Consider the following 16,158-nt stretch of genomic DNA (forward strand, 5'->3'; position numbering starts at 1 on the left):
TGTCCTCTATTTTTGACACTCTATGCAATTTTCTGATTTTGATATTGATAACAAGCTACTACAAGCCGTTGCTAAAATGGGTTATGAAACCCCTACCAGCATTCAACAACAAGCAATTCCTGAAGCGCTGCAAGGGCGTGATATTTTAGCCTCGGCACCAACCGGTACTGGTAAAACAGCGGCATTTTTGATCCCAGCGATTCAATACTTACTTGATTTTCCGCGTCGTGAGCCTGGTTTTGCCCGCGTGTTAATAATGACACCAACGCGCGAGTTAGCTTATCAAATTCATGAACAGTGTGAACTACTTGCCAAAGGCACTCACCTTAAAATAGGCGTAGTAACTGGCGGTATTAACTACGGTACGCACAAAGAAATTTTTGAAAAAAATAACGACATTTTAATTGCCACACCAGGGCGATTAATGGAATACCTAGAAACCGAAAACTTCCACGCTGAAAATGTCGAAATGCTTATTTTAGACGAAGCCGACCGCATGCTAGACATGGGCTTTCGTAAAGAGATGATGCGCATTTGTGAAGAAGCTAAAAACCGTCGTCAATGCTTTTTGTTCTCAGCCACCCTTGAAGGCGACAGTGTTGAACGTTTTGCAGAGCAAATATTAAATGACCCTGCACTGCTTGAAGCGGAGTCATCACGTAAAGAAAAAGCCAAAATTCACCAGTGGATCCATTTAGCCGATGACTATCATCATAAACTGGAGTTACTCGTTAATACCCTGAATGGCCCAGATGTTAGCAAAGCGATTGTGTTTGTAAAAACCCGTGAGCGCCTTGAAACCTTAATTGGTGAGTTAACTAACAACGGTGTTAAAGCTGCATGGCTGCGTGGTGAAATGCCGCAAGACAAGCGCATGAAAGCGATGGAAAACTTCCATTCTGGTCGTACTAAAATTTTAGTCGCAACCGATGTTGCCGCCCGTGGTATTGATGTTGCAGACATCAGCCATGTAATTAACTTTGATATGCCGCGTACCGCAGATGTGTATGTGCATCGTATTGGCCGTACTGGCCGCGCCGGTAAAAAAGGCATCGCGATTTCATTAGTGGAAGCCCACGATATTGCAATTGTTGCCAAAGTTGAGCGTTACACAGAGCAAAAACTTAAACGTCGTGTTATCAAAGGTCTTGAGCCACAACATAAAGAAGCTAAATTACCGATCAAAAAGCTTAAAGATCCGGCAAAAATAAAAGCCCGTAAAAAAGCAAAAACGAAAGTCAAAAAGAAAAAATAACAGTAATTAACCTAAATTCTGGATAATTAACAAAGCCGAGCAACTACCTAAGCTCGGCTTTTTAGTTTTTGTGCTGCCTTTTACTGGCAAACACCTAAGTAGTCTGATCCAGCAAGGTAGAGCTAGCCTTCGCCATTAAACACATACTCATGGTTTAGTGGCGATGTTCCTGTAATAAAATTAGAAGTTGCGTATTTCTACAGTTGAATTACTAAACTCGAACTTATTAATTTTGCCGCATTGAGCAACATGATTAGTACTAACATAAGGGGTGTTTGCTTGCGCTATATCGCCCTCCCAGCCCTGACCATTTTTAATAAACGCTTTGACCTCAAACCAGCCATTAACCGCTTTGCTGCAATCCATATCAACATCGAGCAGCCAATAATGTTCTCCCCAAATATTTAGCGGTGTAACACCAAAGCCATCGTTAGCAACGGTTTTTTCTGCTCCCCAAGCTGCGGGCCAAATATTAGTGGTCCAATCGGTTGCCGTGCCTTGCGCTTCACTACTTTGGCCACTTTCAACACCGTACCAATCTAGGTAGTTGTCGTTCGCTTTCCAAGGACTGGTAGTGGCATTTTTTAAATTATTGTGGCGAATTGGCATCGCACATTCAAAATTACTTGTTTGGCAGTTACGCCCAAGATTTGTGTTTGCATAAACATGGTCAATCCCGCCGCGGATAAACATATCTTGGCCACTTTGCGTTTGTGCGCTAATAAATACCACAGTGCGCTGCCAATCACTCTCAGGATCGGGGGTGGTGCTTGTGGTCAACTTGGCATTTTTATGAATAGCCATTGCATCCCACGCAGCCACATTTAAGTTAATAGTGCCATTTGCATTAACCGTTATAACTTCACCAGTACAACTTGTTGCATCATTAGTCAGATGTCCTTTTAACACGTTACAGTATTGTCCTGGAGCCATATCTGTTTGCACGGTGGCATTGAGTGTTGACTCTTCTTTGTTAATTGCGACATGGCCAGCGTTTCCTCTACCAAAGGCTATTTGATTATTTGTATTATCCCACCAATTGGTTGTTGCCCAATTATCTGTCGTGTTATTTCTAAAATCTACGCCACCGGCAATGTATGACCAACGATGTTCACATTGCCAATTACTTGCAAAGCATTCTAAATTACCGTTGTTATGCACAGGTACGCTTGGGCCACCGGCATCAGTATCACTATGAAAGTCATAACTAGACATTACTTTTGGATAACCATACGGGTAAGCCAACATAAATACATTTGCTAAGTCGTACAAACGGCCATCGGCAAAGGTAATTACATTGCCAGCGCCACCATGACCACGTTGATTATCGTGATTATCTACAAATACCACAGCTGATGCACTTGGCATAAATCCCCAGCCTTCACCAAAATTACTTAACCATGCGAGTGAGCCATTTCTAAAGGTATTGCCAAGCTCAGTGCTGTATTTAAATTCAGTCACTAAACCTGTGGCTAAGTATTCTGAGGCTGCTACAGCCTCGCCACCTTGATCAATCACTTCTTGAAATACCACTGGCGAACCATTTACTTTCGCCATTAAACTCTGAATATCAGTGGCTGCAACGTGTTTAGCTGCATCAAACCGAAATCCCTTAACACCAATGGCTTGTAATTCATTAATGTAAGCCGCTAATGTGTTTTGCACATACGTTGCAGCTGTATCTAAATCAGCTAAGCCGACTAACTCACAGTTTTGTACTCGGTAACGATCGTTTCCGTAGTCTGAGCCATTAATGGTGCAACTGGTGTGAAAGTCTTGTGGGCTATAAATTGGGTATTGTTTATTACCATAGGTATTACCAGCGGTGCCTGTTCCACTGCCTGCCGCCATATGATTGATCAAGGTATCTACGTAAATATCAACGCCAGCGGCATCACAACGATTAACCATATCAATAAACTGCTCACGGCTACCGCCTCGGCTTTGTAACAAATAACTGACCGGTTGATAACGCGTCCACCATTGACTGCCAATGATATGCTCATTCGGTGGTGAGACCTGAACCGCAGCATAGCCTTTAGGCCCTAGGTATTGTTCACATTCTAGGGCGACATCTTGCCAATTCCATTCAAATAAATGGACGAATGTGGTGGGTGCTGCATTTGCAATCGATGCAGTACTTAGGCCAACGCTTAGCCCTATCGTGGTTGCTATTTTTTTAATTTTCATTGTGTTTTCCATTATGTTGTCATTTAGGTACTTTTACATTTACAAGCGATTAACAATAGAATGGTTCTAACAGAATAAAAATTGAATACGTATGCAACCTCACACGCTAATAAATCGTTCAGTATATTTAACAAAAATTGATTCACTGAATATTTGCTGCAAATACAATGAAGCGAGCCTATCGCTAACATGCTCTATTTTTCTGTGCCGCGGCTTGGGATGTGCTGTGGTGAGGGTGTTTATAGAGTGGTTGCTCTTGGAATTTGAGGTAAGTCCTGCGAACTAAATTTGAAGTGACAACGCGATTACTTATGCTGAGCGTTTTTACGAATTTGGCATTCATTAAGGATCTGTTGTTTTTGCTCTAAAGTAGCACTATGCCACGCTAAAATGTCAGCGAGTGTTCTAAAGCAACCAAGACATATATCATTATTATCTAAACAGCAGTGACGAATACATGGATTTTCGGGCTGTTCAGTGTGGCTGTTACTCATAACGTCAAACCTTCGACCTGATTAACTCAAAACTAGTTGCTGTTTTAGTTGGTGTCTAATGTTATTACCAATTATTACGCTGCAAATAGTGTGAAAATGTACATCGGCTAGATAAGAAATGCACAGTTAAAGCGCGAGGAAAACTCGCGCTTATGAGCTTATTTCGCTCAGCCCTTTGCCACTTTCAGATTGTGCAGATCTCGAGCTGTGAACATTGTTACAATAAAGTTAGCAATCTAATTTTGCTCATCACGCAAAAATACCGGTTCAAGCTCTTTTTGGCTCGCTTCGCTACTGAAGTAGTAACCATCAACAGTAAACTTTTTTAAGTCGCTTAACTGGGTAACTTTATTCTCAATAATGTAGCGAGCCATCAAGCCGCGAGCTTTTTTCGCGTAAAAGCTAATAATTTTATATTGGCCGTTTTTGCAGTCTTTAAAGTGCGGAGTAATGATTTGCGCGTTTAAGGCTTTTTTATCAACCGCTTTAAAATACTCGTTTGATGCTAGATTTACTAAATATTGACTATCTTGCTCTGCAAGTACGGTATTGAGTTTGTCTGCAATAATAGTGCCCCAAAACTCATAGAGGTTTTTACCACGGCTATTATCAAGCTTAGTGCCCATTTCTAAGCGATACGCTTGCATTAAATCAAGTGGTTTTAATAACCCATAAAGGCCTGACAAAATACGTAAATGACTTTGTGCATAATCAAGCTGCCCAGCAGTTAAGCTGTTGGCATCTAAACCACCATATACATCGCCATTAAAGGCCATCACAGCTTGTTTAGCGTTGTTGCTAGTAAACGGCTGTGACCATTCACTAAAGCGCGCAGCATTAAGGCCTGCTAGCTTATCGCTAATTTTCATTAAACTGCTAATTTGTGCTGGCGTTAATTCGCGACACACTGTCATTAACTCTTCGCTGTGTTCAAGTAACTCAGGTTGCGTGAATTTATCGGTACTTGCTTGGCTCTCGTAATCTAAATTTTTTGCAGGTGAAATAACAGTGATCATAGTTAGCTATTGACTTGGAAATTATTTAATGTCAATTTCAACATTAAATGAAACGAAAAGCACGTTTTGTTTATATCAATCTGCTTGAATTGATTGGTATGATACCTACCTTATTCGCATAGCAGATTAAGCAATGCGCCTTCGTTCTTTACTGATACGGACATAAGACCTATAAAGCACTGTCACAGTGTTGCAGTATAAGGTAGTTACAGTATTTTCTTTTAACTTGCTTGGAATGAGGAAAGCAAATGACTTCAGCTCTACAAAGGCTCAAACAACATTCATCTATCGTGGCCGACACTGGTGATATTGAAGCGATTAAAAAACACCAACCAGAAGATGCAACAACTAACCCTTCACTACTATTAAAAGCCAGTGAAATCGCAGCCTATAAGCCGTATTTAGATAAAGCGTGGAGTTATGCTAAAGAAACCGAGCAAGACGCTGCTAAACAATTAGAACTTGCCTGTGATTACTTTGCCGTATTGCTAGGTAAAGAGATCAGTGAGATCGTACCTGGCTATATTTCTACCGAGGTTGATGCGCGCTTGTCATTTGATACTCAAGCGACCATTAATAAAGCCCATACTTTATTAAGTCTTTATGAAAAAGAAGGTGTGAGCAAAGACAAAATCTTAATCAAGGTTGCTTCAACATGGGAAGGGATTAAAGCCGCTGAGCAGCTAGAAAAAGAAGGCACTAAGTGTAACTTAACCTTGTTATTTAGTGATGCCCAAGCCCGTGCTTGCGCCGATGCGAATGTATTTTTAATCTCACCATTTGTTGGCCGTATTTTAGATTGGCACGTTGCTAACGGCTTAGAAAAACCAACCGATCCATTACAAGATCCAGGCGTGCAATCAGTACGCAGTATTTTTGAATTTTATAAGCGCCATGATTATAAAACCGTGGTTATGGGCGCAAGTTTCCGTAACACCGGTGAAATCATCGCACTAACTGGTTGCGACAAGCTAACGATTAGCCCGAACCTTTTAGAAGAGCTAGGTAACCTTGAAGGCGCACAAGAATATTTACTTGAAAGTGATATTGCTAAAGAGCCAAAGCCAGCACCATTAACTGAAGCACAGTTCCGCTGGTTACATAATCAAGATGCCATGGCGACTGAAAAACTAGCTGAAGGTATTCGCTCATTTGCAGATGCCCAAGAGCAACTAGAAGCACGCTTTAAAGCGATGTAACCGCTTTTATCGGCTCGTTAATTAATAAAAGACTAAACGTCGTATTTACGACGTTTTTTTATGCCAAAAATAATCCCTATTCATTAATTTATCACTTACCTGTAACATAACCTTCACTTTTTTATTCTATTTTAGTTTGGCCTGTGGTATAGGTATTTCCGAGGTTCAAAAAATCAATAGGAGAAGTTCATGGATAGCCTAGACGATATTTTAGAAATATTAGAAGGTCCTGATACAACAAGAAAGGCCTCTCAGAAAAATAAAAAGAGAAAATGGCGCGAAATAGAAGCTTTAAAAGATAAGCATCGTTTACGTAAAGAACTACAGGAGTTAGATTTTTTTGCAGACAATATTGCGATTGATGAATTAGATTTTTAATTTACACAGCGCAGTACAACTAACCAACTAAAGGGCCCTTACTGAGCTGTAAGGGGCTTTATTTTTGTTAAATTAGCTACATTTTGCGCAGGCTAACCTACATGCATTGAATTACAATTTGTGTAGCATATAAGCGATTTTACATCGCGACAAAGCCTCCAATCTGCGCGGGATAAACCCCGCCTACAATTGTTAAACTTGCCAATCAATCGCACTCTTACCTTGCTGCGTTAGTAGCTGATTAGTTTTGGAAAAGTGCTGACAACCAAAAAAGCCACGATGTGCAGACAGCGGCGACGGGTGTGGGCCATTTAAAACATAATGCCTTGAGCTATCAATACCTTTACCTTTCTTTTGTGCGTGCGCCCCCCATAAAATAAACACCACACCTTCACAGTGTTGATTAATATGGGCAATCACCTGATCAGTAAACTGCTCCCAACCTAAGTGCTTGTGTGAATGTGCTTGGCCTTGCTCAACAGTCAGCACTGTATTGAGTAAGAATACGCCCTGCTCTGCCCAGCGTTGTAAGTAACCATGCTCAGGGATACTAAAGCCTGCAATATCTGTAGCCAGCTCTTTATAAATATTTTTTAATGATGGCGGCAGTTTACGCAGTTCAGGCAACACTGAAAAACATAAACCATGTGCTTGGCCTTCGCCGTGGTAAGGATCTTGCCCGAGCATCACCACTTTTATTTCATCCAGCGGTGTTGCATCAAAAGCGCTAAATACATGCGATTGTGCTGGGTATACAGCAATACCTTGGCTGCGTTTTTGTGCAACCACAGCAAGCGTATCTTGCATATATTGCTTTGCACATTCGGTTTTTAAAAAGTCTTGCCAATTACTCATTGTGGCTCCTTAATTACGGCGCGTGAGGCATCCATTTTAATACACATATCAGCAAGACCATCGAGCATTCGCGTGGTAAAACGATGTAATAAATCAGCATTAACATGAACAAATTGATTATGCTTTACTGCTGGCACTTCTGGCCATGACGACCAATCAATCACAGTTTGCGGCTTTTGTGATTTTTCGTCTGGTAATATTATCACCTCAGGTTTTGCTACCACCACATTCTCAATGCTGATCTGTGGGTAATCCGTACGGCTGTTTGCAAATACATTGCGCCCTTGGCAAATGTCGATTAATTGATTGATCCAGGTATTTTTCCCCACCGTCATCATCGGCTCTGGCCACAATTGATAAAACACCGCGATGTTGCTCTTATCACTATATTTGTCTTTAATGACTGCAATTTTATTTTCAAATTTAATCGCAGCTTGCTCAGCCGCTTGCTCACGTCCTGTGAGCGCCCCTAAACGGCGCAATTCAGTTGGTACTTTATTAACGTCGCTCGCATCACTGTAAAAAACCTCAATACCAAAGCCTTCGATACGGGCTAAATCTTCAGTTTTGCTGCCGGTTTTCCAGGCTAACACTAAGTCTGGTTTAAGTGCTAATAGCTTCTCCAGCTGAATACCTTGATGACCACCAATGCGCACAATATCATTTGCCGCAGCTGGAAAATCCGCATATTCAACAGTGCCAACTATTTGCTCACCCGCACCTATGGTATACAGGTTTTCAACGATATGCGGGGCAAGGGCAACGATCCTTAATTGCTGCTTATTAGGCTCAGCCACGAGCTTAAAGCAGCACAAAGCCAACGATAAAACGAGTATAAACCTAAACCTAGCCATTAGTAATCAAACCCTATTTGTGCTTTAACACCGGCGTCAAACGCGTGCTTAACATTGCGTACTTCACTTACGGTATCTGCTAAGTCAGTTAACTTGCGGTGCGCACCACGACCAGTAATAATTAAAGATTGCATTGGCGGACGATTAGCGATCACTTCGAGTGCTTCCTCTAAATCAATGTAACCGTAGGTGATCATATAAGTAATTTCATCAAGTAATACTAAATTAATTGATTCGTCAGCCAGCATACGTTTAGCTTCTTGCCACGTCGCTTGCGCTGCTGCGGTATCTGATTCTTTATTTTGCGTCTCCCAAGTAAAACCGGTGTTCATAATGACAAATTCAACCCCTGCGCCTTGCAATACATTGCGCTCTCCACAGGGCCAAGTACCTTTAATAAACTGGCACACGGCAGCTTTCATGCCATGACCTACACAACGTGTTACGGTGCCAAACCCTGAGGTTGATTTACCTTTGCCGTTACCGGTGATCACCTGAAAAACGCCTTTCTCTGTTTGTGCCGCGGCAATGCGCTCATCCACTTTATCTTTTACTTTTTGTTGGCGTTGTTGGTGTTTGTCGTTATTTTTATCGCTCATGCTTAACTCCTTCCCAAGTTTGGTAAATTTGCGTTATTTTGTCTAAATCTAAATGTTCTTTGCACATGTTCGCTAAGCGCGTTAATTGCTGTTCGCGATGTGTGTCGATATCAATTAATTGCGTAATACCACTATTTGGCAATACCCAATCGAGTATCAATTGCGTGGCTGCACTGCTATCAAACAAGCCATGTAAGTAAGTACCTGCTATACAGCTATCTTTTGATATAAAACCGTCTTGCGCAACATTATTAGGATGTTGCGTAAATTTTAAAAATGGCTGTTCCAATGCGGCGCCTTGGCTGCTACCGGCATGAATTTCATAACCGCTCACTTTGGCTTGCTGGCCCTGTAAAGTGATCGCTCCCTCGGCTTGGGTTAGTACTTTTTGCTGCCCGAGATGAGTAACAAAATCAGCAAAACCTAAGCCTTTACATTGAGTTTGCTTGGATTCAACTCCATCAGGGTCAAAAATATCAGTGCCCAACATTTGTAAGCCACCACAAATACCGAGTAGTTTACCGCCGTAACGTAGGTGGCGTTTAATTTGTTCGCCCCAGCCTTCATTGTTTAAAAAGGTCAAATCACTGATCACATTTTTGCTACCAGGGATAATAATAAGATCAACATCTGGAATTGCTTGGGTATGGCGTACGTAATTAGTATCAATGTGTGGATTTAATCGCAGTGCATCAAAATCAGTATGATTACTAATATGTGGCAACAATAAAATGGCTATTTTAATTTTCGCTTGGCTGACTTGGTTATCTATCGCGACAGCATCTTCGGCATCTAGGGCAAGATCATGCAAATAAGGTAATACACCTAATACAGGTTTACCGGTGTACTCTTCAAGCCAATCAAGGCCACCTTGCAATAAACCTATATCGCCACGAAAACGGTTGATCACAAAGCCTTTTACTCGTGCTTGTTCTGACTCGCTTAACAATGCAAGAGTACCGACCAAATGCGCAAACACACCGCCTTTATCTATGTCTGCAATAATGATCACGGGGCAATCAACCGCTTCGGCGTAACCCATATTAGCAATATCACCAGCACGCAGATTGATTTCAGCAGGGCTGCCTGCGCCTTCAACCACTAACAGTTCAAACTCTTCGCTTAAACGCTGTTGTGAGGCGAGCACCGCATCCATCGCGACTTTTTTATAATCGTGATATGCCTGCGCTTCCATATTACTAATTGCTTTGCCGTGAATGATCACTTGCGCGCCAGTATCACTGTTTGGTTTGAGTAAAATAGGGTTAAAATCAACCCGTGACGCTACTTTAGCGGCAATTGCTTGTAATGCTTGCGCACGACCAATCTCGCCGCCATCTTCGGTTACAGCGCTATTTAAAGCCATATTTTGCGGTTTGAATGGCGCAACTTTAATGCCTTGCTCAACAAATACCCGGCACAATGCTGCCACTAAAGTACTTTTCCCTGCATCAGAAGTGGTACCTTGTACCATTAATATTTTCATCATGACTGCTCTTTTAATGTTAAGGCAAGACCTGCCATGATAAATTCAACCCTTGCAGCGCTTGCGGCTATGGCTTGATGTAGCCAACCCGATTCATCGACAAATTCACGGCTTAATTCACCCAGTGGCACAATACCGTGGCCCACTTCATTACTGACAAAAATGACCTGCCCAGGTAAATGTGCAAGGGCCGTTAACAGCGCTGCTTTTTGCTCATTCCAGCAGTCAGCTCTGGCATGGCATAAACAGTTACTTAGCCACAAGGTTAAGCAATCAACTAAAATACAGTTGTCTTTAGTACTGTATGTTTGTAGCGCATCGGCTAATGTTATTGGCTCTTCAACCAACGGCCAATCGGTGGGACGCTGTTGTTGATGATGGGCAATACGTGCTTGCATTTCACTATCATGGGCTTGCCCTGTGGCGAGGTAAATAACCGCTTTATTACTGTTTAGAGCTAACTGCTCGGCAAAACGGCTTTTACCACTGCGCGCGCCGCCTAAAATAAGTGTGTGGTTAAGGCTCATAATAGACTCACTAAGGTAAGGTAAATAATCACTTCACTGAGCTGTTGCGCCGCACCTAAACAATCGCCAGTGTAGCCAGCTAACTGCTGCTTAAACCAGCGGATCATGATTACTCTGAGGATCAGTAATACTGCGATAAGAATGAATGCGGTTTGCCATAACAATACGCCAACGGCAATCAGGCTAACCAGCAAAGTAGCGGCGGTTAAAAGTAACGTGGCCAAACTGGTGACCGATAAATGCATCGCTAGCGGTTTTACTTTTGCGCTAGCATCCGCACTTACATAATCCATACTGAATATTAAGCTGGTCGCGACGGCACGGCTTAGGCATTGCCCAATCACAATTGCACTCAGCACACTTAACAATGACTCACTTAGCAATAGTAAGCTCTGAAATTTCACTAGCAGTATGATAAATAATGCCGCTGCGCCATAGGTGCCAAGGCGGCTGTCTTTCATAATGGCAAGTTTTTGCTCTACCTGCCAACCGCCACCAAAACCATCCCATACATCAGCCCACCCATCTTCGTGAAAGGCACCCGTTAATAACAGCCCCACAGCCATCATTAGTAATACGCTGATTGAGGGGGGTAACAGCAGCTGGAAAACACTATATGCCAGTGCTAACAACCCGCCGAGTAATAACCCCACCAAGGCAAAGTAGCGGCTTGCTTGATTTAAATGAGCGCCCGTTACCACAAAGTTTAGTGGCACTGGTAACCGGGTTAAAAAACTGATTGCCAGTAACAGCAGCTGCCGTTGCGTTACTGTATTTTGCTCATGGTTAGGCTGCATTAACTAACAACCTGCTCAACACCGGCGTCAGCAAAGCTGGCCATCTGATTATAAAAACCAAGTGCAGCTTGCAATAGCGGAAGACTCAACGCCGCGCCCGTACCTTCACCTAAACGTAAATCAAGTTGCAGCAGTGGCGTAACATTTAGCGTGTCTAACATCAGTCGATGCCCTTGCTCGTTTGAGCAATGCGCAAAAATTAAATAATCTTTCACTGCTGGGTTAATCGCGATAGCAACCATAGCTGCGGCGCTACAAATAAAACCATCAACGACTACAGCCATGCCCTGCTCAGCAGCAGCAAGCATAGCACCGGTAATATGTACAATTTCAAAACCGCCTAACGCAGCAAGCAAAGTGATAGGATCAGTAAGTTGTGATTTATGTAATCTAAGAGCTTGCTCGACTACCGTTATTTTGCGCTTTACAATATCATCGCTCACCCCAGTACCTTTGCCTACACACTGCTGCGCCGGTAAATTAAGCATGGCTGCCATAAGTGCTGCAGCACTGGTGGTGTTACCTATGCCCATTTCGCCAAAGGCAATGGTATTACAGCCATTATGGCTAAGCTGCTGCAGCAACAGTGTTGCGTTATCAAAACCTTGCTGAACCTGCATAGTACTCATCGCCATCTCAGTATTTAATGGCTTAGTGATGCTACCTAAACGGCAGTCGTGCACACTCGGTGCTGTGACTGGATGCAAAATGCCACAATCAACCACTTCTAATTGCCAGCCAAGTTGTTGGCAAAATACATTAATAGCGGCACCACCGCTGACAAAATTAGCAACCATTTGTGAGGTTACATCACTTGGCGCTATCGATACACCTTGTGCTGCCACACCATGATCCCCTGCAAAGACCAACAAAGTAGGCTTAGTGATACTAGGAGTGAATGTTTTAAAAGCATCTTCGTCAGCCACGTTTTGGCTGAATAAAGTAACCAATTGTGTGGCACATTGCTCCAATTTCCCTAGTGCACCAAGGGGTTTGGTTTTATGATTAATTTTATCCGCAATTAAGTTGCTATATTGATTGGTGACTGTAGGTATATTAAACATCTGACTAACTCTCTCGCTTGCGAAAATAAAGTAATGATAAAAAGAACACGCTGCCGATTGCAGAAGTGATCACCCCAATAGGTAACTCTTGATTCGCTAACAAAATACGCGATAACACATCGACCCATACCATAAATGTGCCGCCAACGAGTGCAGTCATCATTAAGCCACTAGGCGTACCTTGAGAGACAAAAAAGCGCACAATATGCGGGATCATCAACCCAACAAAGCCAATCCCACCGCACATAGCCACTAACACCGCAGTGATCAATGAGCTGAGTATCAGCATTAACAGTCGAAACCGTTGCACTGGAATACCGAGTGTCACGGCACTTTCATCACCTAGTAACATGGCATTGAGCTGACGGCGAAAGCCCATCATTACAGCTGTACAACTTAAAATCACTAAAGCAGGTAGCCAGAGCGTTGCCCACTGAGCGCGAGCAAAGCTACCGAGCGTCCAAAATAAAATAGCCGTGATCGCTTGTGGATCACTAAAATACAACAGCAAACTGGTAAACGCGCTAAATAAAAAGGATAAAGCGACCCCTGCCAAGAGCATGGTTTCAACTTGCCCGCGCCCAGTACGTCCGGCAATAAAAACCAGTAATAACATAGTAACTAAGCTGCCAACAAAGGCGGCAGCAGACATGCTGATACCAGCACTCACACCAGTGATAGTAATAAAGCAAACCACCCCAAATGATGCGCCAGAAGAGATACCAAATAAATAAGGGTCGGCCAATGGATTACGAGTAACGGTTTGCAATATTAACCCCGCAATCGCCAAACCCGATCCGGCTAAAAAAGCGAGCAATGTGCGTGGCATGCGTAATTGCCATATGATCCGCTCAATAAACGAGTCATGTCCTTGGCCACTAATACTGTGGTATACATCAATAAACTTACTCGGCGCAGCCCCAAAGCTCAACGCCACAAAAATACTCACAACAGCTATTATCAGCGCCGCAATAACTGCCAAAGTGTGTTTACTTGCCATTATTCACTCCCGCTTGGTAACCATAAAAATAGGTAATACGCGGAATCGCTTTCTGTAATTGCTGGCTTTGCGGATGCTGCGATACTTCAGCGCAGACACCAAATACGTCGCTAAGCATTTTCTCTGTGATCACTTGCTCTGGAGTGCCTGATGCTACTAACTGGCCTTGTTTGAGTACCAACAGTTGATCACACATACTTGCGGCGAGGTTAAGATCATGAAACGACGCCAAAATGGTCAGATTAAGTGACTTGGCCAGTTCCATTAATTGGATTTGATACTTGATATCTAAATGGCTGGTTGGCTCATCCATTATTAATAACTTAGGGCCTTGAACAATTGACCGTGCAATTAATGCGCGTTGTTTTTCGCCCCCTGAAAGTGAGTCAAAATTTTGTGTTAAGTGATGACTTAAACCCACTTGCTCAATCGCTTGTAAAATAACTTGCTGATCTGCTTTAGTGGTAGCACTAAATAAACTTTTGTGTGGCGTAAGGCCAAGGCTGACAACATCATACACTGACAAATTAAATTGCGAAGGCGTCTCTTGCAGTACAACGGCAACTTGCTTGGCATAATCATCTGCGCTCAATTGCCAAATATTACGCCCAGCAAATTGCACCTCACCACTTTGTGGTTTGCTATAACGATATAGACAACGCAACAAGCTTGATTTTCCAGCACCATTAGGGCCAAGCAAACCTATAAATTGCCCTGCTTTTATCGCAAAATCGATATCTTGTAAAATAACAGTATTGGCTACAGACCAGAATAAGTTGGTGACTTTAAGTAAAGCAGGCGCAGTTACGTCAGGTGTATGCAATGTGTTGTTCTCTCTCGCGATAGCAAACCCACAGCACTACAAACCATGACTTCATGGTGATAATAGAAGAGTTAACCCGCTCATTGATTCAAATTAACGTATTTTGTATCTGACTTATCACTCATGTGACTTACAGTTGCGGGTACAGTTGAGGACTTTCACCCCATTCCAAAATACATAAGGCTCTATTATGGGCAGGTGAGTAAATATTTCAATGAATATCTTTCTAGACGGCTACAATAGGCATGATTAGAATACAATTTTTGGCCACGAGACAGCATTTTCATCAATAAAAATATCAATACAAACCAGTTTGCCATAGCCGATAGAAAATACATCTTGCTGCTGAGACTGTTTAGGCAACTGGCAAATTATAGCGAGTAGCTGTTTGATCACCCCTGCATGAGTGATCACCAACTGCGCTTGAGTCTCGGTTTTGGCAATATCAACTAATAGGGTTTGCCACCATGTCGCAACACGTTCATGGAAATCAGCCATAGACTCTCCACTGGGTGGAGTTACATGCCATGGGTCTTGCCAAAAATCACCAATACTTGGGCTATGCGTTTGTTGCCATAAAAATTCATATTTACGACCATCCCACTCACCAAAGTTAAACTCTCTGATTTGATCCGTCAGAATTAATGGTATCTGTTGTCTATTTGCAAACTCAGTAGCGAAAACGCTGCAGCGTTTTAGGGTAGAGCTAATAATACGCTCAATACCAGTTAGCTCAGCAGAAGTACGATTTAGCTGCTCGATTCCAATATCGCTTAAAGCAAAGTCGGTATGTCCAGCCAACACTCCCTGCTCGGCAAGCTCTCCATGGCGCAATAAATAAACACGGCTAGAGAATGGTTTCATAATATCCTTTACATGAGTAGTAATTATCCGGGGATGTAATTAACCTGAACGCTTGATAATCAATCGATGAGTAAAACGCTCAATCACAGATCTAATTAAGTAATTATTAGGCTAAACGTATCAAACGAACATCAAAATGCAGCACCGCATTAGCCCCAATTTTACCACCATTACCTTTACGGCCCCAGGCCAGTTCAGCTGGAATAACAAATTCATAACGAGATCCTACCGACATAAGTAGAATGCCTTGTCGTAACCCTTCAATTGCCTCAGCTAATGCAAACACTTCAGGCATGCCTGCTTTATAACTGTCTGCAATCACACTTCCATCTGCAAGCATAATACGTTGATTGATAACAACTGTATCTAGGTCAGTTACCCGTTCGCCTGACACTTCATCAATAACTTTATACATTAAACCTGAATCACATAGTTGAGTATCAGGGTGAGCACTAAACTTAGCAATAAAACTTTCACTGTTTTTACGATTGAGCCCTGAAGAGCCTTTTGATTTGGTTGTTTTTTTACGACCCACGTGAATCCACTTATTTGTATTATAAATAAAATGGTTTATCGCATAAATAGAATATTGAACGCAAGTCTTATAATGAGTTGCGAGTTTGCGAGTTTGCGAGTTTGCGAGTTTGCGAGTTTGCGAGTTTGCGAGTTTGCGAGTTTGCGAGTTTGCGAGTTTGCGAGTTTGCGAGTTTTACAAAAATAAACTTTTCGCGCCCTATGTCAAGCGTTCGCTAACTTT

At 42.5% G+C, this 16,158-nt stretch carries 17 protein-coding genes and 1 riboswitch; of the genes, 3 read left to right on the forward strand and 14 right to left on the reverse strand.

The genetic code is table 11. The features are described from left to right. Nucleotides 1–22: 22 nt before the first annotated feature. Complete coding sequence (srmB, locus tag ACMVDV_RS22960; protein ID WP_064666361.1) at nt 23–1,255, forward strand: ATP-dependent RNA helicase SrmB; 1,233 nt, start codon at nt 23–25, stop codon at nt 1,253–1,255. Between the two features lie 180 nt (nt 1,256–1,435). Here srmB and ACMVDV_RS22965 read toward each other — a convergent pair whose 3' ends face one another. The 3 genes from ACMVDV_RS22965 to yaaA form a co-directional block, all read right to left on the reverse strand. Continuing rightward, on the reverse strand, nt 1,436–3,445 hold the full coding sequence (locus ACMVDV_RS22965; RefSeq protein ID WP_416159815.1) for an alpha-amylase: 2,010 nt from the start codon (nt 3,443–3,445) through the stop codon (nt 1,436–1,438). Between the two features lie 305 nt (nt 3,446–3,750). Beyond that, a complete protein-coding gene (locus tag ACMVDV_RS22970) occupies nt 3,751–3,939 on the reverse strand; it encodes a DUF1289 domain-containing protein (protein ID WP_304180626.1) in 189 nt (62 codons plus the stop codon). 236 nt (nt 3,940–4,175) lie between these two features. Continuing rightward, nucleotides 4,176–4,955 (reverse strand): peroxide stress protein YaaA, encoded by a 780-nt coding sequence (yaaA, locus tag ACMVDV_RS22975; protein ID WP_304180628.1) that lies wholly within the window; start codon nt 4,953–4,955, stop codon nt 4,176–4,178. 248 nt (nt 4,956–5,203) lie between these two features. Here yaaA and tal point away from each other — a divergent pair, with 248 nt between their 5' ends. Together tal and ACMVDV_RS22985 are read left to right on the forward strand one after the other, a co-directional pair. Next, nucleotides 5,204–6,154: a transaldolase gene (tal, locus tag ACMVDV_RS22980; RefSeq protein WP_304180630.1), complete on the forward strand. Its 951-nt coding sequence runs from the start codon at nt 5,204–5,206 to the stop codon at nt 6,152–6,154. 189 nt (nt 6,155–6,343) lie between these two features. Beyond that, nucleotides 6,344–6,532 carry a DUF3545 family protein gene (locus tag ACMVDV_RS22985; RefSeq protein WP_304180632.1) on the forward strand — a complete coding sequence of 63 codons (189 nt, stop codon included), beginning with the start codon at nt 6,344–6,346 and terminating at the stop codon, nt 6,530–6,532. 192 nt (nt 6,533–6,724) lie between these two features. Here ACMVDV_RS22985 and ung read toward each other — a convergent pair whose 3' ends face one another. The 11 genes from ung to ACMVDV_RS23040 form a co-directional block, all read right to left on the reverse strand. Then, a complete protein-coding gene (gene ung / locus ACMVDV_RS22990; protein ID WP_304180634.1) occupies nt 6,725–7,387 on the reverse strand; it encodes a uracil-DNA glycosylase in 663 nt (220 codons plus the stop codon). Continuing rightward, nucleotides 7,384–8,241, reverse strand: a complete 858-nt coding sequence (locus ACMVDV_RS22995) for a cobalamin-binding protein (RefSeq protein ID WP_416159816.1) — start codon at nt 8,239–8,241, stop codon at nt 7,384–7,386. The genes ung and ACMVDV_RS22995 overlap by 4 nt, the downstream gene beginning before the upstream one ends. After that, entirely contained in the window at nt 8,241–8,840 is a 600-nt protein-coding gene (cobO, locus tag ACMVDV_RS23000) for a cob(I)yrinic acid a,c-diamide adenosyltransferase (RefSeq protein WP_304180637.1), read from the reverse strand. The genes ACMVDV_RS22995 and cobO overlap by 1 nt, the downstream gene beginning before the upstream one ends. Next, entirely contained in the window at nt 8,830–10,326 is a 1,497-nt protein-coding gene (locus tag ACMVDV_RS23005; RefSeq protein WP_416159823.1) for a cobyric acid synthase, read from the reverse strand. The genes cobO and ACMVDV_RS23005 overlap by 11 nt, the downstream gene beginning before the upstream one ends. Next, nucleotides 10,326–10,853 (reverse strand): bifunctional adenosylcobinamide kinase/adenosylcobinamide-phosphate guanylyltransferase, encoded by a 528-nt coding sequence (gene cobU / locus ACMVDV_RS23010; RefSeq protein ID WP_304180638.1) that lies wholly within the window; start codon nt 10,851–10,853, stop codon nt 10,326–10,328. Before cobU ends, ACMVDV_RS23005 begins: the two co-directional genes overlap by 1 nt. Beyond that, nucleotides 10,850–11,650, reverse strand: coding sequence for an adenosylcobinamide-GDP ribazoletransferase (locus ACMVDV_RS23015; RefSeq protein WP_416159817.1), 801 nt, complete (start codon nt 11,648–11,650; stop codon nt 10,850–10,852). Before ACMVDV_RS23015 ends, cobU begins: the two co-directional genes overlap by 4 nt. Next, a complete protein-coding gene (gene cobT / locus ACMVDV_RS23020) occupies nt 11,650–12,714 on the reverse strand; it encodes a nicotinate-nucleotide--dimethylbenzimidazole phosphoribosyltransferase (RefSeq protein ID WP_416159818.1) in 1,065 nt (354 codons plus the stop codon). Before cobT ends, ACMVDV_RS23015 begins: the two co-directional genes overlap by 1 nt. A 4-nt stretch (nt 12,715–12,718) precedes the next feature. Then, on the reverse strand, nt 12,719–13,714 hold the full coding sequence (locus tag ACMVDV_RS23025; RefSeq protein ID WP_416159819.1) for a FecCD family ABC transporter permease: 996 nt from the start codon (nt 13,712–13,714) through the stop codon (nt 12,719–12,721). Then, entirely contained in the window at nt 13,704–14,537 is an 834-nt protein-coding gene (locus tag ACMVDV_RS23030) for an ABC transporter ATP-binding protein (RefSeq protein WP_416159820.1), read from the reverse strand. The genes ACMVDV_RS23025 and ACMVDV_RS23030 overlap by 11 nt, the downstream gene beginning before the upstream one ends. Nucleotides 14,538–14,619: 82 nt before the next feature. Next, a riboswitch (cobalamin riboswitch) is annotated at nt 14,620–14,745 on the reverse strand. A 41-nt stretch (nt 14,746–14,786) separates the two neighbouring features. Next, nucleotides 14,787–15,401, reverse strand: a complete 615-nt coding sequence (locus ACMVDV_RS23035) for a histidine phosphatase family protein (RefSeq protein WP_416159821.1) — start codon at nt 15,399–15,401, stop codon at nt 14,787–14,789. Nucleotides 15,402–15,507: 106 nt separating this feature from the next. Then, entirely contained in the window at nt 15,508–15,936 is a 429-nt protein-coding gene (locus tag ACMVDV_RS23040; protein WP_064666343.1) for an FKBP-type peptidyl-prolyl cis-trans isomerase, read from the reverse strand. Nucleotides 15,937–16,158: the final 222 nt, after the last annotated feature.

Source organism: Pseudoalteromonas sp. ASV78 (assembly GCF_047806705.1).
GTDB lineage: Bacteria > Pseudomonadota > Gammaproteobacteria > Enterobacterales > Alteromonadaceae > Pseudoalteromonas > Pseudoalteromonas prydzensis_A.

Coding starts and splice junctions, on each gene's coding strand:
- ACMVDV_RS22965 (WP_416159815.1), bottom strand. CDS start 3,445: ATGAAAATTAAAAAAATAGCAACCACGATAGGGCTAAGCGTTGGCCTA.
- tal (WP_304180630.1), top strand. CDS start 5,204: ATGACTTCAGCTCTACAAAGGCTCAAACAACATTCATCTATCGTGGCC.
- ung (WP_304180634.1), bottom strand. CDS start 7,387: ATGAGTAATTGGCAAGACTTTTTAAAAACCGAATGTGCAAAGCAATAT.
- ACMVDV_RS22970 (WP_304180626.1), bottom strand. CDS start 3,939: ATGAGTAACAGCCACACTGAACAGCCCGAAAATCCATGTATTCGTCAC.
- ACMVDV_RS23015 (WP_416159817.1), bottom strand. CDS start 11,650: ATGCAGCCTAACCATGAGCAAAATACAGTAACGCAACGGCAGCTGCTG.
- ACMVDV_RS22985 (WP_304180632.1), top strand. CDS start 6,344: ATGGATAGCCTAGACGATATTTTAGAAATATTAGAAGGTCCTGATACA.
- ACMVDV_RS23005 (WP_416159823.1), bottom strand. CDS start 10,326: ATGAAAATATTAATGGTACAAGGTACCACTTCTGATGCAGGGAAAAGT.
- ACMVDV_RS23025 (WP_416159819.1), bottom strand. CDS start 13,714: ATGGCAAGTAAACACACTTTGGCAGTTATTGCGGCGCTGATAATAGCT.
- ACMVDV_RS22995 (WP_416159816.1), bottom strand. CDS start 8,241: ATGGCTAGGTTTAGGTTTATACTCGTTTTATCGTTGGCTTTGTGCTGC.
- ACMVDV_RS23035 (WP_416159821.1), bottom strand. CDS start 15,401: ATGAAACCATTCTCTAGCCGTGTTTATTTATTGCGCCATGGAGAGCTT.
- cobU (WP_304180638.1), bottom strand. CDS start 10,853: ATGAGCCTTAACCACACACTTATTTTAGGCGGCGCGCGCAGTGGTAAA.
- srmB (WP_064666361.1), top strand. CDS start 23: ATGCAATTTTCTGATTTTGATATTGATAACAAGCTACTACAAGCCGTT.
- cobO (WP_304180637.1), bottom strand. CDS start 8,840: ATGAGCGATAAAAATAACGACAAACACCAACAACGCCAACAAAAAGTA.
- cobT (WP_416159818.1), bottom strand. CDS start 12,714: ATGTTTAATATACCTACAGTCACCAATCAATATAGCAACTTAATTGCG.
- yaaA (WP_304180628.1), bottom strand. CDS start 4,955: ATGATCACTGTTATTTCACCTGCAAAAAATTTAGATTACGAGAGCCAA.